Annotated in this window: 18 protein-coding genes; 9 read left to right on the forward strand and 9 right to left on the reverse strand. The window is 62.3% G+C overall.

Annotated elements, in window-relative coordinates; genetic code table 11:
* A partial coding sequence (locus AC3WN7_RS21815; RefSeq protein WP_102674916.1) for an HvfC family RiPP maturation protein occupies positions 1-678 on the reverse strand: 678 nt, incomplete at its 3' end.
* The gene (locus AC3WN7_RS21820) at positions 671-1,513 is read right to left on the reverse strand and encodes an HvfB family MNIO-type RiPP peptide maturase (RefSeq protein ID WP_095967741.1); all 843 of its coding nucleotides are present in this window, start codon (positions 1,511-1,513) and stop codon (positions 671-673) included. The genes AC3WN7_RS21815 and AC3WN7_RS21820, both read right to left, overlap by 8 nt.
* A 446-nt stretch (positions 1,514-1,959) precedes the next feature.
* Here AC3WN7_RS21820 and AC3WN7_RS21825 point away from each other — a divergent pair, with 446 nt between their 5' ends.
* Both AC3WN7_RS21825 and AC3WN7_RS21830 read left to right on the forward strand, forming a co-directional pair.
* Positions 1,960-3,006: a class I SAM-dependent methyltransferase gene (locus AC3WN7_RS21825; protein WP_102674915.1), complete on the forward strand. Its 1,047-nt coding sequence runs from the start codon at positions 1,960-1,962 to the stop codon at positions 3,004-3,006.
* 127 nt (positions 3,007-3,133) lie between these two features.
* Entirely contained in the window at positions 3,134-3,976 is an 843-nt protein-coding gene (locus AC3WN7_RS21830) for an NAD-dependent protein deacetylase (RefSeq protein WP_102674913.1), read from the forward strand.
* 33 nt (positions 3,977-4,009) lie between these two features.
* On the opposite strand, the gene AC3WN7_RS21835 is transcribed toward AC3WN7_RS21830, so the two are convergent.
* Complete coding sequence (locus tag AC3WN7_RS21835) at positions 4,010-4,906, reverse strand: LysR family transcriptional regulator (RefSeq protein ID WP_095967737.1); 897 nt, start codon at positions 4,904-4,906, stop codon at positions 4,010-4,012.
* Positions 4,907-5,079: 173 nt separating this feature from the next.
* On the opposite strand from AC3WN7_RS21835, the gene AC3WN7_RS21840 reads away from it, so the two are divergent.
* The 5 genes from AC3WN7_RS21840 (at position 5,080) to AC3WN7_RS21860 (ending at position 9,663) form a co-directional block, all read left to right on the forward strand.
* On the forward strand, positions 5,080-5,778 hold the full coding sequence (locus AC3WN7_RS21840; protein WP_015094554.1) for a CoA transferase subunit A: 699 nt from the start codon (positions 5,080-5,082) through the stop codon (positions 5,776-5,778).
* 36 nt (positions 5,779-5,814) lie between these two features.
* Entirely contained in the window at positions 5,815-6,480 is a 666-nt protein-coding gene (locus AC3WN7_RS21845) for a CoA transferase subunit B (protein WP_007975748.1), read from the forward strand.
* Positions 6,481-6,491: 11 nt separating this feature from the next.
* On the forward strand, positions 6,492-7,673 hold the full coding sequence (locus AC3WN7_RS21850; protein ID WP_095967736.1) for an acetyl-CoA C-acetyltransferase: 1,182 nt from the start codon (positions 6,492-6,494) through the stop codon (positions 7,671-7,673).
* Positions 7,674-8,159: 486 nt separating this feature from the next.
* Positions 8,160-8,966, forward strand: coding sequence for a hypothetical protein (locus tag AC3WN7_RS21855; protein ID WP_102674920.1), 807 nt, complete (start codon positions 8,160-8,162; stop codon positions 8,964-8,966).
* Positions 8,967-9,096: 130 nt separating this feature from the next.
* On the forward strand, positions 9,097-9,663 hold the full coding sequence (locus AC3WN7_RS21860; protein WP_102674911.1) for a DcrB/PsbP domain-containing protein: 567 nt from the start codon (positions 9,097-9,099) through the stop codon (positions 9,661-9,663).
* A gap of 3 nt (positions 9,664-9,666) precedes the next feature.
* On the opposite strand, the gene AC3WN7_RS21865 is transcribed toward AC3WN7_RS21860, so the two are convergent.
* The 3 genes from AC3WN7_RS21865 to AC3WN7_RS21875 form a co-directional block, all read right to left on the reverse strand.
* Entirely contained in the window at positions 9,667-10,383 is a 717-nt protein-coding gene (locus AC3WN7_RS21865; protein WP_102674910.1) for an alpha/beta hydrolase, read from the reverse strand.
* A 191-nt stretch (positions 10,384-10,574) separates the two neighbouring features.
* A complete protein-coding gene (locus AC3WN7_RS21870; protein ID WP_102674909.1) occupies positions 10,575-11,687 on the reverse strand; it encodes a succinylglutamate desuccinylase/aspartoacylase family protein in 1,113 nt (370 codons plus the stop codon).
* 201 nt (positions 11,688-11,888) lie between these two features.
* Positions 11,889-12,668, reverse strand: coding sequence for an ABC transporter substrate-binding protein (locus tag AC3WN7_RS21875; protein WP_095967732.1), 780 nt, complete (start codon positions 12,666-12,668; stop codon positions 11,889-11,891).
* Positions 12,669-12,997: 329 nt separating this feature from the next.
* On the opposite strand from AC3WN7_RS21875, the gene AC3WN7_RS21880 reads away from it, so the two are divergent.
* A complete protein-coding gene (locus AC3WN7_RS21880; protein WP_102674908.1) occupies positions 12,998-13,639 on the forward strand; it encodes a type 1 glutamine amidotransferase in 642 nt (213 codons plus the stop codon).
* Between the two features lie 134 nt (positions 13,640-13,773).
* On the opposite strand, the gene AC3WN7_RS21885 is transcribed toward AC3WN7_RS21880, so the two are convergent.
* Entirely contained in the window at positions 13,774-14,208 is a 435-nt protein-coding gene (locus AC3WN7_RS21885) for a rhodanese-like domain-containing protein (protein ID WP_095967729.1), read from the reverse strand.
* Positions 14,209-14,309: 101 nt separating this feature from the next.
* Between AC3WN7_RS21885 and ftrA the strand changes: the two genes are divergently transcribed.
* The gene (gene ftrA / locus AC3WN7_RS21890; protein WP_102674907.1) at positions 14,310-15,284 is read left to right on the forward strand and encodes a transcriptional regulator FtrA; all 975 of its coding nucleotides are present in this window, start codon (positions 14,310-14,312) and stop codon (positions 15,282-15,284) included.
* Between the two features lie 130 nt (positions 15,285-15,414).
* Here ftrA and cobF read toward each other — a convergent pair whose 3' ends face one another.
* Together cobF and AC3WN7_RS21900 are read right to left on the reverse strand one after the other, a co-directional pair.
* Positions 15,415-16,170 (reverse strand): precorrin-6A synthase (deacetylating), encoded by a 756-nt coding sequence (gene cobF, locus AC3WN7_RS21895; RefSeq protein ID WP_102674906.1) that lies wholly within the window; start codon positions 16,168-16,170, stop codon positions 15,415-15,417.
* A complete protein-coding gene (locus AC3WN7_RS21900) occupies positions 16,170-16,742 on the reverse strand; it encodes a histidine phosphatase family protein (RefSeq protein WP_102674905.1) in 573 nt (190 codons plus the stop codon). The genes cobF and AC3WN7_RS21900 overlap by 1 nt, the downstream gene beginning before the upstream one ends.
* Between the last annotated feature and the right edge of the window lie 109 nt (positions 16,743-16,851).

Below are 16,851 nucleotides of genomic sequence, written 5' to 3' on the forward strand. Positions count from 1 at the left end.
CACCGCCCCCGCCTCCACCGCCAACCCCTGCAACAGCTCAAGCCCGGTCAACCCGGGATACTCGCCAACAAGCAGCAACAACCGCCACGCCAACGGACTCAATTCGGAAAACTTCACACCCCAGTCCTCGGCGCGACGTACCAGCAACAACGTCGGCTGAGCCGGTAAAACGTCCGGCTGGTAATCCGGCCCCACCCGTTGCACCGGCCAGGCATACGCCAACGGCCAGGCCAGCGGCGACACCTGCAAGGTCCGATCCAGCAGCAACGCCGCATCACCGGCAGCCACAGGCTCGGCGTCGGACTGTTGCAGCGCCATTTCCACCCACTCGTAATGCGCCAGTTCCACCATGAACGGTGGCCACGAACCATCGGCCAACGCCAGCGGTTCACTGGCAAGAAACTCGACAAACTCCTGGGCGATCTCACCGAATTTCGGTGTGCGGGCTCGGTAGTCCCGCAGAAAAATCCGCACCAGCGAACGCCAGTGTTCATCGCCCAGAATCTTCACCAGGACCGGAAAGGTGCCACTGAGCAATGAAGACAGGTTGGCGAACACCAGATCGCGGTAAACCTGTGCCCGCGCCGGGTCCATTTCGGTGGGTGGCGCGTTGTGTCCAGGGTCGCGCAGGTACAGGCCCAGGGTGGTTTGTTGCTGCACAAGGCTCGACTTATCCACGGTTCATCCCCTCCTGTTGCAGGTGGCGAATGGTCTGCAGTTCCGCCACCAGTTCGGCGAATGCCGGAAAATTGAAATCGCGCTCCAGCAAGGTCGGCTGCGCACCGAACCGGGCGTAGGCCTGGGCCAGCAACGACCACACCGCCGGTTTCACCGAAGCGCCATGGGTATCGATTTTCAAGGTATCGGACTCATCGAAATGCCCGGCGATATGCATGGCCACCACCCGTCCCGCATCGATACCGGCGAGAAACGCCTGGGGATCGAAACCGTGGTTGATCGAGTTGACGTAGACGTTGTTGACGTCCAGCAACAGGTCGCAGTCAGCCTCGCGCAACACCGCATTGGTGAACGTCACCTCGTCCATGTCCTGTTGGGGGGCGGCGTAGTAAGAGACGTTTTCCACCGCCAGGCGCCGACCGAGGATGTCCTGGGCCTGGCGGATACGCGCGGCGACGTGGTGCACCGCTTCTTCGGTGAACGGCAGCGGCAACAGGTCGTACAGGTGACCGTCATCGCTGCAATAGCTCAAATGCTCGCTGTACAGCGGCACGTGGTAGTGATCGAGAAAACCCCGGACTTCCTGCAAAAAACCGACGTCCAGCGGCGACGGCCCGCCCAGGGACAGGGACAGCCCGTGACAGGACAACGGATAACGCTCGGCCAGTGCCCGCAGCGCCGCGCCATGGGCGCCGCCGATGCCGATCCAGTTTTCCGGCGCGAGCTCCAGAAAATCGAAATGACCGGCCGGGGCCGCTTGCAGGTCTTTGAGTAAACCGCGACGCAGGCCAAGCCCGGCGCTGGCCTTGGCTACGGGGGGAATGGATGTCTGCATGGTATCGATCTCGCCTGTGTCCAAGGGCGCGGGCAGGTGCCCGCCATGAGGCACAGTTAATCGAAGGGGTGTATCGGGACTGTGTTCGGCTGGGGGCGGAATAAGAGGTCACTGTGTCAAGAAGGGGTCTGGATACAGTGGGATACACACGATCCTTGCAGGCTCCGCTGATCCTGTGGGAACGGGCTTGCCCGCGAAGAGGCCGGCACATTCAGAAGCGATGTTGGCCGAGCCACCGCTTTCGCGAGCAAGCCCGCTCCCACAGGGGTTTAGTGTCAATCATGAGGACTTTCGTCGCTCCAGACAGCAGTACACACGCCCCGGACTAGACTTAATGCACACAGGACCCGCTTGGTGCCCTGCACATTTCCACGACCACCGCCCAGCGGCGCATGCCTCGCCAAACGATGCCTCTGGACCGTGATCCTGCCAAAGGAGCACACGTGATGGACGAGGCCAGACTCAACGATTTCATGGGCAAACTGGTGAATGACATGGGCGGCGCGGCGATGCTCGCCAACGTCATCCTCGGCGAAGAGCTCGGCCTGTACCGGGCGATGGCCGACAGCCAACCCATCACCCCCGAAACCCTTGCCGAGAAAACCGGCTGCAACACCCGGCTGCTACGCGAATGGCTCAGCGCCCACGCCGCCTCCGGCTACATGGAACACCGCGACGGCCAGTTCCGCCTGCCCGAAGAGCAAGCCCTGGCCCTGGCCATCGAAGACTCTCCGGTCTACATCGCCGGGGGTATCGGCGTGGTCGCGTCGTTTTTCCACGACAAGGACAAGCTGGTCAACGCCATGCGCGGTAACGGCGCCCTGCCCTGGGGCGAACACCATCCGTGCATGTTCAGCGGCACCGAGCGTTTCTTCCGCCCCGGCTACAAAGCCCATTTGATCGCCGAATGGTTGCCGGCCCTCGACGGCGTGGTGGCCAAACTGGAAGCCGGGGCCAAAGTGGCGGACATCGGCTGCGGTCATGGCGCCTCGACGGTGATCATGGCCCAGGCATTTCCCGATTCGCGCTTCGTCGGCTTCGACTACCACGCGCCCTCCATTACCGTCGCCACCCAACGGGCCGAAGAAGGCGGTGTGTCCGGCCGGGCCAAATTCTTCCAGGGCACGGCAAAAAGCTACCCCGGCAACGACTATGACCTGGTCTGCTACTTCGACTGCCTGCACGACATGGGCGACCCGGTGGGCGCGGCCAGACATGCCTATGAATCGTTGAAGGAGGACGGCACGGTGCTGCTGGTCGAGCCCTACGCCAACGACTTGCTCGACGACAACCTCAACCCGGTCGGACGCCTGTTCTACGCCGCCTCGACCTTCATATGCACGCCGAACTCGCTGTCCCAGGAAGTCGGCCTCGGGCTGGGTGCCCAGGCCGGTGAAGCGCGGTTGCGCAAGGTGTTCACCGAGGCCGGGTTCTCGAGTTTCCGTCGGGCTACGGAGACGCCGTTCAACCTGATTCTGGAGGCGCGTAAATAACCCCCGCCACCCCCTCTGTAGGAGCGAGCTTGCTCGCGAAAAGCGCGAGCACGCCGCGGGGTGTCAGGCTTACAGTGTTATCGTTGACGACCATCGCGAGCAGGCTCGCTCCTACAGGTTTTCCAGCATGCTCGACAGCCTGATCCACGAACAACTCCACCGCCTCCATCAACGCATGGCCGACGCGCCGTTTGCAGTGCTGACCGGTGCCGGCATCAGCACACCGTCGGGCATCCCCGATTATCGCGACAACCAAGGCGTGCGGCGGGGCCGGCAGCCGATGATGTACCAGGAGTTTCTCTCCGCCCCGGCGTCCCGGCGCCGCTATTGGGCGCGGGCGATGCTCGGCTGGCCACGGGTGCGCCTGGCGCAGCCGAACGTGGCCCACGACAGCCTGGCCCGGCTGCAGGGCACGCGACAGATCAGCGGGTTGATCACCCAGAACGTCGACACCCTGCACGACCAGGCCGGCAGCCATGACGTGATCGAACTCCACGGCAGTTTGCACCGGGTGTTGTGCCTCGATTGCGGCAGGCTTTGCGAGCGCGACTCGATCCAGCGCTTGATGGAAACCCGCAACCCCTACCTGGCCGGCGTCGACGCGGTACAGGCGCCGGATGGCGACACCCTGCTCGACGCGGCCTTCGAGGCACGATTCCAGGTCCCGCATTGCCCGCATTGCGCCGGGGAACGGATGAAGCCGGATGTGGTGTTTTTTGGTGAAAACGTCGCGCAAGCCACGGCGGCCAAGGCGATGGCGGCCGTTGAACAGGCGGCCGGGTTGTTGGTGATCGGGTCTTCGTTGATGGCCTATTCGGCGTTTCGCTTGTGCCGGGCGGTGGTGGATCAGGGCAAGCCGTTGATCGCGATCAACCTGGGCAAGACCCGGGCGGATGACATTCTGGATATGAAGATCGAGGGGTCGTGCGAGCATCTGTTGCCCCTATTGGCCCAACGCCTGACTTCCTGATCAACACAACACCCTGTGGGAGCGGCGCTCATGTCAGAGAAGCTTTTCCCCAAATTTTTCCTCCTTCAGCACATCAAACAACGCCTGCGCCGCCGCCGACAGCTCCCCCCCGGGCAACGTCAACACACCAAGCGCCCGCTCCACCACCGGATCGCGCAAGGTAATGCAGCGCGCGCCCAGCTCACGCATCTGCCCGGCACACAAGGCCGGCACTGCGCTCACGCCCAGGCCGCTGGCGACCATGCGTCCGACCGTCGCCAGTTGATGGCTTTCAAACTCCACCGACAGCTTCATGCCGCGGGCCTGCAGGTGCTCTTCAAGCATCACCCGCACGGTGGAAGGTCGCTGCAAGGTAATGAACGGCTCCTTGAGCAGGGTCCGCCAATCGATGTCATCGAGTTCGGCCAGCGCTGAATCCAGGGGCACTACCGCCACGAATCGATCGATGTACAACGGCGTGAATTGCAGCGGCGAACTCTGGGTCGGCTCGAACGCCACCCCCAGTTCAACCTGGCGGTCACGGACCATTTCCAGCACCTGCTCGTTGATCACGTCATTGACCGTCACGTTGACGTTCGGGTAGCGGGCGCGGAAGGTCTTGAGGATCGGCGGCAGCAGGTTGCCAGCGAACGATGGCATGGCTGCCAGGGTCACGCGACCGCGCTGCAGGGTGAAGCGTTGACGCAGTTCGTCCTCGACATTGTCCCAGTCGGCGATCAGCCGGCGCGCCAGCGGCACCAGGGCTTCGCCTTCGGCAGTGAGCGCCACGTTGCGCGTGTTGCGGGTGAACAGGCGTCCGCCGAGGCCCTCTTCCAGCGCCTTGATGGTCAGGCTCAGGGCCGATTGCGACAGGTGCAGGCGTTCACAGGCCACGGCAAAGCTCAGGCTCTGGGCCACGGCGAGAAAGGCGCGGATCTGCTTAATGGTCATGTTCGCTTCGCTTCCAGTTGTAAGCTACAAGCCTGGAGCTGCAAGAAAGCAGCGGTTTGTTGAGTTTTATCTATTAATCAACCGTAAAAATCAACTTAACAAATGAATGCTTCGGCGAGACACTCCATCCCATTCGGCTAGCCAGCCGCCCACAAAGAATAAAAGAGGTGCATATGGCAGGTTTCGACAAGCGCGTGAGTTCCTACGAGCAAGCGTTGGCAGGTCTTGAAGACGGCATGACCGTGATCGCTGGCGGCTTCGGCCTGTGCGGCATCCCGGAAAACCTGATCGCCGAGATCAAGCGCAAGGGCACACGCGACCTCACCGTGGTCTCCAACAACTGCGGCGTCGACGGTTTCGGCCTCGGCGTACTGCTGACCGACCGCCAGATCAGCAAAGTGGTGGCGTCCTACGTCGGCGAAAACAAGCTGTTCGAAGAGCAGCTGCTCAAGGGCGAAATCGAAGTCATCCTGACCCCGCAAGGCACCCTCGCCGAGAAAATGCGCGCGGGCGGCGCCGGCATTCCGGCCTTCTTCACCGCCACCGGCGTGGGCACTCCGGTTGCCGAAGGCAAGGAAGTGCGTGAATTCCATGGCCGCAAGTACCTGATGGAAGAGTCCATCACCGGCGACTTCGCCATCGTCAAAGGCTGGAAAGCCGACCATTTCGGTAACGTGATCTATCGCCACACCGCCCAGAACTTCAACCCGCTGGCCGCCACCGCCGGCAAGATCACCGTGGTCGAAGTCGAGGAAATCGTCGAACCCGGCGAGCTGGACCCGGCGCAGATCCACACCCCTGGCATCTACGTCGACCGGATCATCTGCGGCACGTTCGAGAAGCGCATCGAACAGCGCACCGTGCGTAAGTGATCCCCTGCCCCCGGACCGAATGAAGGAATAACGACAATGGCACTTTCCCGCGAACAAATGGCTCAACGCGTCGCCCGCGAAATGCAGGACGGCTTCTACGTGAACCTGGGCATCGGCATTCCGACCCTGGTCGCCAACTACATCCCTGAAGGCATGGAAGTCATGCTGCAGTCGGAAAACGGCCTGCTGGGCATGGGTCCGTTCCCGACTGAAGAAACCATCGATGCCGACATGATCAACGCCGGCAAACAAACGGTGACCGCGCGCATCGGCGCCTCGATCTTTTCCTCGGCCGAGTCCTTCGCGATGATCCGCGGTGGTCATGTCGACCTGACCGTGCTCGGTGCCTTCGAAGTGGACGTGCAAGGCAACATCGCCTCGTGGATGATCCCCGGCAAGCTGGTCAAGGGCATGGGCGGCGCGATGGACCTGGTGGCCGGCGCAGACAACATCATCGTCATCATGACCCACGCGTCCAAGGACGGTGAGTCCAAGCTCCTGTCGCAATGCAGCCTGCCGCTGACCGGCGCCGGTTGCATCAAGCGCGTGCTGACCGACCTCGCCTACCTGGAAATCGAAAATGGCGCATTTGTCCTCAAGGAACGCGCACCTGGCGTCAGTGTCGAGGAAATCGTCGCCAAGACCGCTGGTAAACTGATCGTCCCGGACCACGTTCCGGAAATGCAGTTCGCTGCCCAGTGAGGAATCATTCCATGCAAGAAGTCGTCATTGTTGCCGCCACGCGCACCGCGATCGGCAGTTTCCAGGGTTCCCTGGCCAATGTTTCTGCCGTTGACCTGGGCGCTGCGGTGATCCGCCAGTTGATGGCGCAAACCGGCCTGGACCCGGCCGAAGTCGATGAAGTGATCATGGGTCAGGTGCTGACCGCCGGCGCCGGGCAGAACCCTGCGCGCCAGGCCGCGATCAAGGCCGGCCTGCCCTTCGCCGTACCGGCCATGACCCTGAACAAGGTCTGCGGTTCGGGCCTCAAGGCCCTGCACCTGGGCGCCCAGGCGATTCGCTGCGGTGATGCCGAGGTGATCATCGCCGGCGGCCAGGAAAACATGAGCCTGGCCAACTACGTCATGCCCGGCGCGCGCACCGGCCTGCGCATGGGCCACGCGCAGATCGTCGACACCATGATCAGCGATGGCCTGTGGGACGCGTTCAACGACTACCACATGGGTATCACCGCCGAGAACCTGGCCGAGAAGTACAGCCTGACTCGCGAGCAGCAGGACGCGTTCGCCGCCGCCTCGCAACAGAAAGCCGTAGCCGCCATCGAAGCCGGGCGCTTCGTCGATGAAATCACCCCGATCCTGATCCCGCAGCGCAAGGGCGATCCGCTGTCCTTCGCCACCGACGAGCAGCCACGGGCCGGCACCACCGCCGAATCCCTGGGCAAACTCAAGCCGGCCTTCAAGAAGGACGGTTCGGTGAGCGCCGGCAACGCTTCGTCGCTGAACGACGGTGCCGCCGCCGTGATCCTGATGAGCGCCGACAAGGCCAAGGCCCTGGGCCTGCCGGTACTGGCAACAATCGCGGCCTACGCCAACGCAGGCGTTGACCCGGCGATCATGGGCATCGGCCCGGTGTCGGCCACCCGTCGTTGCCTGGACAAGGCCGGCTGGAACATCGACCAGTTGGACCTGATCGAAGCCAACGAAGCCTTCGCCGCGCAATCTTTGGCGGTGGCCAAGGACCTGGAATGGGACTTGAACAAGGTCAACGTCAACGGCGGCGCCATCGCCCTGGGCCATCCGATCGGTGCTTCGGGTTGCCGCGTGCTGGTGACCTTGCTGCATGAAATGCTCAAGCGTGATGCCAAAAAAGGCCTCGCCACCCTGTGCATCGGTGGCGGTCAAGGCGTGGCACTGGCGCTCGAACGGGCTTAAAGCGTTCAACAGACGGCGCGGGGACCCACGAAGATCCGTCGCTGTCTGGACAAACACCCGGTGCGATGCAAGTCGCACCGGGTTCTTTTTTGCCTGCGTTTTTTCAGTTGGACCGCGTCATCGTTCTTCGCGAGCAAGCCCGCTCCCACAGTGGACCGCGCTCGTCTGGACAATTGTGGGAGCGGGCTTGCTCGCGAAGAGGCCCGAGGAGTCACCCCAAGAACTGCAGAATCAACCCACTGTCCGCCCCACTGATTTCTGGTGCGCGGATCGAGCCAGATGGCAAAAAATGCCCGGGCGAACTGCAGTTCTTTCACATCACGCATGGCAGGCTGGCCTCCTCGCAGATGCCCAGGAAACGCAGGCGCAAAAAATCCTTTCGTACAAATTCAGAAGCCTGCATGTATACAAAATCCGCATACAGTTAAAGCAATCCAGCCGATGTAATGTTACCGTTGCCACCTCACACAGGTCGGAGACATGCGCGTGTTGATCCTCAAACTGCTGGTAATCCCAGGCTTCCTGCTGCTGATTTCCCTGGCTGGCAAACGCTGGGGACCGAGCGTGGCCGGTTGGCTGTCGGGATTGCCGGTGGTAGTCGGACCGATCCTGCTGTTCCTTGCCCTTGAGCAAGGCCAGGCGTTCGCTGCGCAGTCGGCCACGGCGGCGCTGTCAGCCATGTTCGCGATGATTGCGTTTTGCGTGACCTACGCCCAGGTCGCACAACGGGCCGGATGGCCATTGGCGTTGCTGATCTCGCTGTCGGTCTGGGCGCTGGTGGCGGTTGTCCTGGCGCTGATCCCGGGGTCCCTGGCGTTTTCGCTGTGCGCCGCCGCGACCGCGCTGCTCGCCGCGCCTAATCTGTTCCCCGCCGTGCAACCGGTGCTCAGTGGCCCGGGGCCGAAATCCGACAAGCTTGTGCTGCGCATGGTGGCCGGTGCATTGCTCACCTTGGTCGTGACGCTGCTGGCCAGCACCGTCGGCGACCGCTGGAGCGGTTTGCTGGCGGTGTTCCCGGTATTGGGCAGCGTGATGGCGGTGTTCTCCCAGCAAACCCGTGGCCCGGCCTTTACCGCCGCGTTGCTGCGCGCCACCGCCACCGGCATGTACTCGTTCGCCGCCTTCTGCCTGGTGTTGGCGCTGACCCTGCCGACGATGGGAATGAACGCTTTTGTCCTGGGCGTCGCGGTGTCGGTGGCCATGCTGGGGGTGACAAAGCGTCTGCTGGCGCGGCCGGTTGGCCCGACGACGGGCGCTGGAGGAACCGTCAAAGCACCGAAACACGTTCGATGAGGTACGTCGGAAAGAATGCCACAGGAAAGCGACCTCACCGCAAGTGACCGCTCGGTAGAGCACGCTGGAATGCAGCACAACCTCCGTGGGATGATCGCGCCCCACCGCGCGCCCATCCCTGGAGATTCCGATGTCTTTGTTGAGTAAAAAAGCCCTTGTCCTGCTGCTGGCAGCCGCTACCGGCCTGGGGGCTTTGAATGCGCAGGCCGCCAAGGCCACTTCCAGCGACGCGCCAGCGCAGAAAGTCTCGATGCTCGGCAGCAAGTTCACCTTCAACCTGCCCAAGGGTTTCATCGCCAACCCGCTGCCCGCCAGCCCGGACGGTGCCAGCGGCACCCTGTACAGCAATGAAACCACCAAGACCGTGGTGATTGCCGCTGAAAACACCCTGCCCAACGGTATCAGCGTCAAGGACAACGACGGCGGGTTCCTCGACGGCACCGTGGCCGACTTCGATGCGGCGCAACACAAGTCCCTGCCCGACTACAACAAGCTCAGCGAGAAAACCCTGACCCAGAAATCCGGGCTGGGCCTGCGCCAGATCGACGGCACGGCCACGCAAGGCGGTGGCATGACCCTCACCACCACGCTGATGGCCGCCTCCGGCACCCGCATGGCGGTGATCCAGGTGATTTCCCGCCCTGGCGACATGGCGGCCCATGAAACCCTGATCAAACAGATCGTCAGCGGAAAATAAGGCTCAGGGGTTAAGACGCTGCAACCAGGCGCTCAAGTCCTGGATCTCTTCGGCGCTGATGCTGTGGCCAACACCGGGGTAGCCGTGAAACTCGGGTTCGAGTGACACGCTCTGCAACAGGCTGTTGGCTTCAGTGCCGTCGCTGTAGGGAAGACGTTTGTCCTGCTCGCCATGACCAATGAAAATCGCCAGCGACTGGCGCTTTTCATCCGGTTTGAGTTCGGCCTTGAGCACCGGCAGAATCCGCCCGCTCAGCGCCGCGATCCCGCCGAGCGCTTCGGGGTGCCGCAAGCCCACTTCGTAAGACATGATCGCGCCCTGGCTGAAACCGATCAGGAACACCTTCTCGGGCTCGGTGTGATATTTCTTCGCGGCCTGTGTGACGAAATCCAGCAACACCTGTCCGCTGGTCTTCAGATCATCGGTCTCGCCGTTGTAGGCCCCTTCGCCCTTCTTGCGGAACCACTGATAACTGCCCGCCTCCATCACCAAAGGTGCCCGCACCGACAGGTAGGTGTAGGACGCGGGCAAGTCGTCCTTGATGTCGAACAGGTCCTGTTCGTTACTGCCGTAACCGTGAAGGAAAATCACCAGGGGCTGAGGGTTCGAATCGGTGGTGGCCTGCGCCAGGTACTTGAGTGGCAGGTCGGTTTGCAGCGGGGTTTGGGCGTGGACGGCAGTGGATGCCAACAGCGTGAGCAGCGCGAGAACCTTCAACATGGGTCTTCCTTCACGGAATGCAGGATTCGCGCAAGAGCCTAACACTGTGCAGTAGGCAGGAACATCTCGGGTGTGGCTGATGCCGCCTTCGCGAGCAAGCCCGCTCCCACACTGGACCTGTGGCGTTCACAAAACCTGTGGGAGCGGGCTTGCCCGCGAAGAGGCCAGTACAGACAAAGAAAATTCCCGGCTCAGTCGTTGATCAGCTTCCCCACCCGAATCGGCTCACGCCCGGCGACTTTCGCCTGCCAGGTGCCTGGCTGGGTGTAGCGCCCACGATCGATGGCGAACAGCACGCCACTGGTGCCGGCCTGCACGGTGGTGACCTTGTCGTTCAACGGGTCGACCACCTCGAACAGCGCATCGCCCTTCTCTACCCATTCCCCGGCTTCACGCAGGAAACTGACCACGCCGTGATGCGGTGCGAACAGGTATTGGGTGCCTTCGAACGGCATGCCTTCACAGCAGTCGACCGGTGCCGCCGGCCAGGTGCCGCAGATGAAACCCTGCTCGGCGAGGAAGCCGAGAATGGCCTCGCAATTGGCCCGGGCCTGGTCGACCCGAGTGTCCCCCATGCTGCCCAGCTCCAGCGTGGTCGCCAGGTTGGCCGGTGGAATCGCCGCCGCCGGGAATGCCCGGGCCAGGCGCAACCAGGGCGAAGAACAGGACTCGTCGAACGAGCTGCCGCCGGAGTCCTCACACAACAGCGCCACGCCAGCCTGCAAGCGCGCCGCCAGGGATCGCCATTGTGGCCAGTGCTGCGGCAACGCATAAATGTGGATCGCCGCTTCGAAATCGCAATGCAGGTCGAGGGTGATGTCGGCGTCGCAGGCATGGCGCAGCAACAGGCGGTGCATGGCTTCCAACTGTGATGTCGCTGCCGGCAAGTCGTCGAGCACCTGGCCCATGGTCTGGCGAATCAACGCGATATTGGCCTGGGCATCGCTGCCGAGGCGATCACCGACCCGCTCGGCCACCGGCGCGCTGAGTTCGACGAACGAGCGGTTGAAGTTCCTGCCGCTGCCCAGCTCGAAACGCCCCATGTGGCTGCCTTGCAGGTGCTGGTCGAGGCCAATGGGATTGGCCACCGGCACCAGTTCGATCACACCGTTCAACTGTCCCTGTTGCTCAAGTTCGGTCAGGCGTTTCTTCAACTCCCAGGCCGTGCGCATGCCCGGCAATTCGTCGGCATGCAGGCTGGCCTGGATGTACACCTTGCGCGGCCCCGCGCCATAACGAAATACGCTGAGGGTGCGCTCAGTGCCCAGGTGGCTCCAGGGCAGTTTGTGGTCGATGCGTTGCATGGGAACTCCGAATATTGAACGGCGAAATCACCTGTGGGAGCGGGCTTGCTCGCGAAGGCGTCGATACATTCAACATCCATGCTGCCTGACACGACGCCTTCGCGAGCAAGCCCGCTCCCACAGGGATCTTTGTGCTGAAAAGGATTGCACAAAAAAAATGGCAACCGCGTCTGACGGTTGCCACTTTTCCAAACGGCTGGATTACTCGCCGTAAACGTCAAACTTGAAGTACTTGTCCTGCACTTGCTTGTACTTGCCGTTGGCGCGGATCTCGGTGATGGCTTTGTTGAACTGCTCGGCCAGGGCGGTATCGCCCTTGCGCACGGCAATGCCGGCGCCGCCACCGAAGTACTTCGGATCGTTGTACTCAGGGCCGACGAAGGCAAAACCTTTACCGGCGTCTGTTTTCAGGAAACCGTCGTCCAGGTTGACCGAGTCGGCCAGCAGCGCGTCGATGCGACCGGAGACCATGTCCAGGTTGGCTTCCTGCTGGGAGCCGTAGCGCACCAGGACAATCCCCGCCGGTTGCAGCACTTCAGTGGCGAAGCGGTCGTGGGTACTGGCACGCAGAACACCGACTTTCTTGCCCTTGAGTTCGGTCAGCGGGTCCTTGACGTCGCTGCCTTCCTTCATCACGAAGCGCGCCGGGGTGTGGTAGTACTTGATGGTGAAATCGACGTTCTTCTTGCGGTCGTCAGTGATGGTCATGGACGACAGGATCGCGTCGATTTTCTTGACCTTCAGCGCAGGGATCAGGCCGTCGAACTCTTGCTCGACCCAGGTGCACTTGGCCTTCATCTGCTCGCACAAGGCATCGCCGATGTCCACGTCGAAACCGGTGAGTTTGCCGTCAGGGGTTTTCATCGAAAATGGCGGGTAGCCGGCTTCGATGCCGATGCGGATCGGCTTGGCGTCGTCAGCCACGGCGGTCAGGGACAACATCGACAGTGCCAGGGCACCGAACATCACTAGCTTCTTCATTTATAACTCCTGTGTGCGGAGGCTTTTATTGGCAGCTTCGATTGGCAGCGTTCGGTCCTTGCTTTGTGAGCGGAACCGAAGTGGCCGGCAGTCTAGAGCGGCTACAGGAGGGTAAATTACGCCAAGGCGACAAATATTTATAAAAAAGTGGCGCCGGGATCGAGTCATTGCGGTGGATTCGCCATGACGGCGCAACGTCTGTCGGACAGATCGCATTTTCAGACCAGACCTACAGGCTTTTCGGCGCCATCCGAGGCAACGGGCCGGCTGGCGATACCGGATGTTTTACGGCACATTGGGCGCCCTTGCGTCCCATCGAGAGTAGCCCGATGCCCACGTTGAACCTGATCCAGCACCATCCTGCCGAAGGCCCGGGTGCCATCGCCTTTTGGGCCGAGTCCCGAGGGCTGACGCTGAAGGTGTTTCGCGCCGACCTGGGGCAATTGCCGCCCGTCAGCGCCGATCCGGTGATCCTGCTGGGCGGGCCTTATGAATCCAATGCCGGCCCGGCCTGGCTTGCGGCCGAACGGCAATGGCTCAAAGGCAGTCTGGATCTGGGCGGGGCCGTGTTCGCCATCTGCCTGGGGGCTCAGTTGCTGGCGTTGAGTCTGGGCGGCAATGTACGGCGCATGGACCGGAGCGAAACCGGATGGACCACGGTGAGCTTTATCGATGGGCAAGCGCTGAAGGTACTCGAGTGGCACGAAGACGCCATCGACCTGCCGCCCGGCGCGCAACTGTTGGCCAGCAGCGCGCACTGTGTGCAGCAGATGTACCGCGCCGGGCCGGCACGGCTGGGGTTGCAGTTTCATCCGGAGTGGAACGCCGGGTCGGTGGCCGTGCTCAATGCGCATTTTGGTGAGGAGTCGCCATTGCCACGGGGGGTGCAGGACGGTGCGGATTACGCAGCGATGGCCGTGTGGCTGGAGGCGACACTCGATGAGTGGTGGGCGGCCGCTAACGAACACTGATCCATATCAAAGCACATTCCTGTGGCGAGGGAGCTTGCTCCCGCTCGGCTGCGCAGCAGACGCAGTTTTTGGGGTCGCTACGCGACCCAGCGGGAGCAAGCTCCCTCGCCACAAAGATCAACAGTGTTTGAAGGTCAGCATTCGCAACCGATCACTTCACGGGCCAGCCGCGGCTCCGTGACACTCAACTCAAACCCCTCATCCAGCCACCCGGTCACGCCGCCGATCATCTCCTTGACCGGATAACCCAAGGCCGCCAGCTTCACCGCGGCCTTGTTGGCGCCGTTGCAGTGAGGCCCGGCGCAATAGACCACGAACAACGTGTTTTTCGGATAACCGGCCAAACCTTCGGCGGTCAACAAGCGCGCGGGAATGTTGATCGCTCCCGGTACATGCCCGCGTTCGAACGCCAGCGGACCACGCACATCCACCAGAATGAAATCGATTTCGCCAGCCTGCTGGCTGCCGTAGACGTCGGAACAATCGGTTTCGAACGTCAGACGATTGCTGAAATGCATCAGGGCGATGGCCGATGGGGCGGCGGGAATTTCGCGAACCAGACTGGTCATGGGCTGTACTCCAAAGAGGCGGTGGGTGTGGGAAGACTTTATCCGCCCGGCACTTGCGGCTACAGTGGCGCACAAGACACCGATCGGGAATTTTCCGCCAAATGCATCCCAACCCGGCCATGGTCGCGATTCTGGCCTACGACGGCCTCTGCACATTCGAGTTCGGCATCGCCGTGGAGATCTTCGGCCTGCCACGCCCCGAGTTCGATTTCCCGTGGTACGAACATCGTATCGTCGCCGTCGATCAAGGCCCGATGCGTGCCATGGGCGGCATCCAGGTTCTGGCCGACGGCGGCCTGGAATTGCTCGCCGACGCCCGCACCATCATCATTCCCGGCTGGCGCGACCGCAGCGCCACGGTCCCCGCAGAGCTGATCGACGCCCTGCGCCAGGCCCATGCGCGGGGCGCACGGTTACTGTCGATCTGCTCCGGGGTGTTCGTCCTCGCCGCCACCGGATTGCTCGACGGGCATGGTGCGACCACGCACTGGCGCTACACCTCGGAACTGGCCGAGCGGTTTCCCGGCATCCGGGTGGACCCGGACGTGCTGTATGTCGATTCCGGCCAATTGATCACCTCCGCCGGCAGCGCGGCCGGCATCGATGCCTGCCTGCATCTGGTGGCCCGGGATTTCGGCACGCAAGTGGCCAATTCCGTGGCCCGGCGCCTGGTCATGTCGCCGCAACGCAGCGGCGGCCAGGCGCAATTCATTCCGACGCCGGTCAGTCCTACACCGCGCAGCGATCTTTCCCGCGTCATGCAGTGGGCACGTGAGCGCTTGCACGAACCGCTGGAAGTGCGCGACCTGGCCAGCGAAGCCGCCATGAGCGAACGCACCTTCCTGCGTCGCTTCACCGAAGCCAGCGGCCAGTCACCGAAAACCTGGTTGCAGCAGCAACGTCTGGGACGCGCCCGCGAACTGCTGGAAAGCAGCGACCAGAACACCGAGCAGATTGCCGAACGTTGCGGTTATCGCTCGGTGGAAAGCTTCCGGGTGGCCTTTCGCACCGTGGTTGGCGTGCCGCCTTCGGTGTATCGGGAGCGGTTTGGGCGCGGGGGCAGTGCTGGTTTTTGAGGTGTTCTCAAGGGCCCCTTCGCGAGCAAGCCCGCTCCCACATGGATGGTGTGAACAACACAAAACCTGTGGGAGCGGCGGTGCGGCGATCCGACTTGCCCGCGAAGGCGTCAGCCCGGTCACCGACTGATCAAGGCTTGCGCAACAGATAGGTATCCATGATCCAGCCATTGGCCAGCCGCGCTGCCTTGCGCACCCGTTCGATTTCATCCGCCACATCCTTGAGTTTGCCGCTGATCAGGATTTCATCCGGCGTCCCCAGATAGGCCCCCCAGTAAATCTCGGTGTCCTGATCCGCCACCTGATGGTAGGCATCCTGAGCATCGAGCATCACCACCAGGCTGTCGGCATCGCTCACCTGCCCTGCCGCCAACCGCCGGCCCGTGGTGATTTCAACGGAGCAGCCAATCTGGTTGAGCGCCACCTTGTGCTGTGCCGCCAGGGCCTGGACGCTGGTAATGCCGGGGATCACCTCGAACTCGAACCCACAGGCGCCCGAGGCCTGGATCGCCTGAAGGATACGGATTGTGCTGTCGTACAGCGCAGGGTCGCCCCACACCAGGAAACCACCACATTGGTCGTCGGACAATTCTTCATTGATCAGGCGTTCGAAGGTCTGCTGTTTGGCCAGGTTCAAGTCGTCGACACTGCTCCTGTAGTCCACCTCACCGCGCTCGCGCTCGGGGCTGTGGGCCTGGACAAAACGGTAAGCGTGGTCGGTGATGTAGCGTTCGCAGATTGCGCGCCGCAAGTCGATGAGCTTGTCTTTGCTCTCACCCTTGTCCATGAGGAAAAAAACATCGACCTGATTCAGCGCCTTCACCGCTTGCATCGTGAGGTAGTCGGGATTGCCGGCGCCGATGCCGATGACCAGGAGTCTTTTCATCACAGCAGGTCCTCGGGGTCGGTGCCCGGCAAGCGCAACCGCCAGCGGCCATGGAACCTCAGTTCCACCGCCGACAGGGGTTCGACGTCGATCATGTTGGACGCCGCACTCTGCAACACCTGCGTCAGTGCGGCGCGAATGACAAAGGGATGGGTAATGGCAACGATGTGTCCGGGTGTCGACTGCAATGCGGTCAACCACGCCCCCACCCGTTCGCCCAATTGCACCAGCGACTCGCCACCGTGGGGTGCCGAAGCCGGATCTTCCAGCCAATGCTCGAGCGCCCCGGGGTCGTTTTTTTGCAGAGCGCCGATGCGCTCACCCCGCCAACGCCCGAAGTCGCAATCTTTCAATGCATCGACAATCTGCGCCGCGCTGCCGAACAGTTCAGCGGTTTGCCGGGTGCGCAGTTCCGGACCGCAGACAAGACGTGGAACGCCCTTGAACTGATTGCAACGGGAAAGCCTGAGCGCTTGCCAATCCATCTCCAGAGGTTCGTCCAATGGAAAACGCGCCAGTTTCTGTGCGACGGTTCGAGCGTGACAAATCAGGGTTAAACGGGTCGCCTGCACCGGCAATCACTCCAGGGATGGAAAGGAACAACGGCGTCAGGGGGAGCGCCATCGCGCAATTGTGCCGCAAGAAAGCAGGCCTTGGGGTAAGCCGATCAGTTAAGAGTGA

This window comes from Pseudomonas sp. FW305-70, assembly GCF_058783925.1.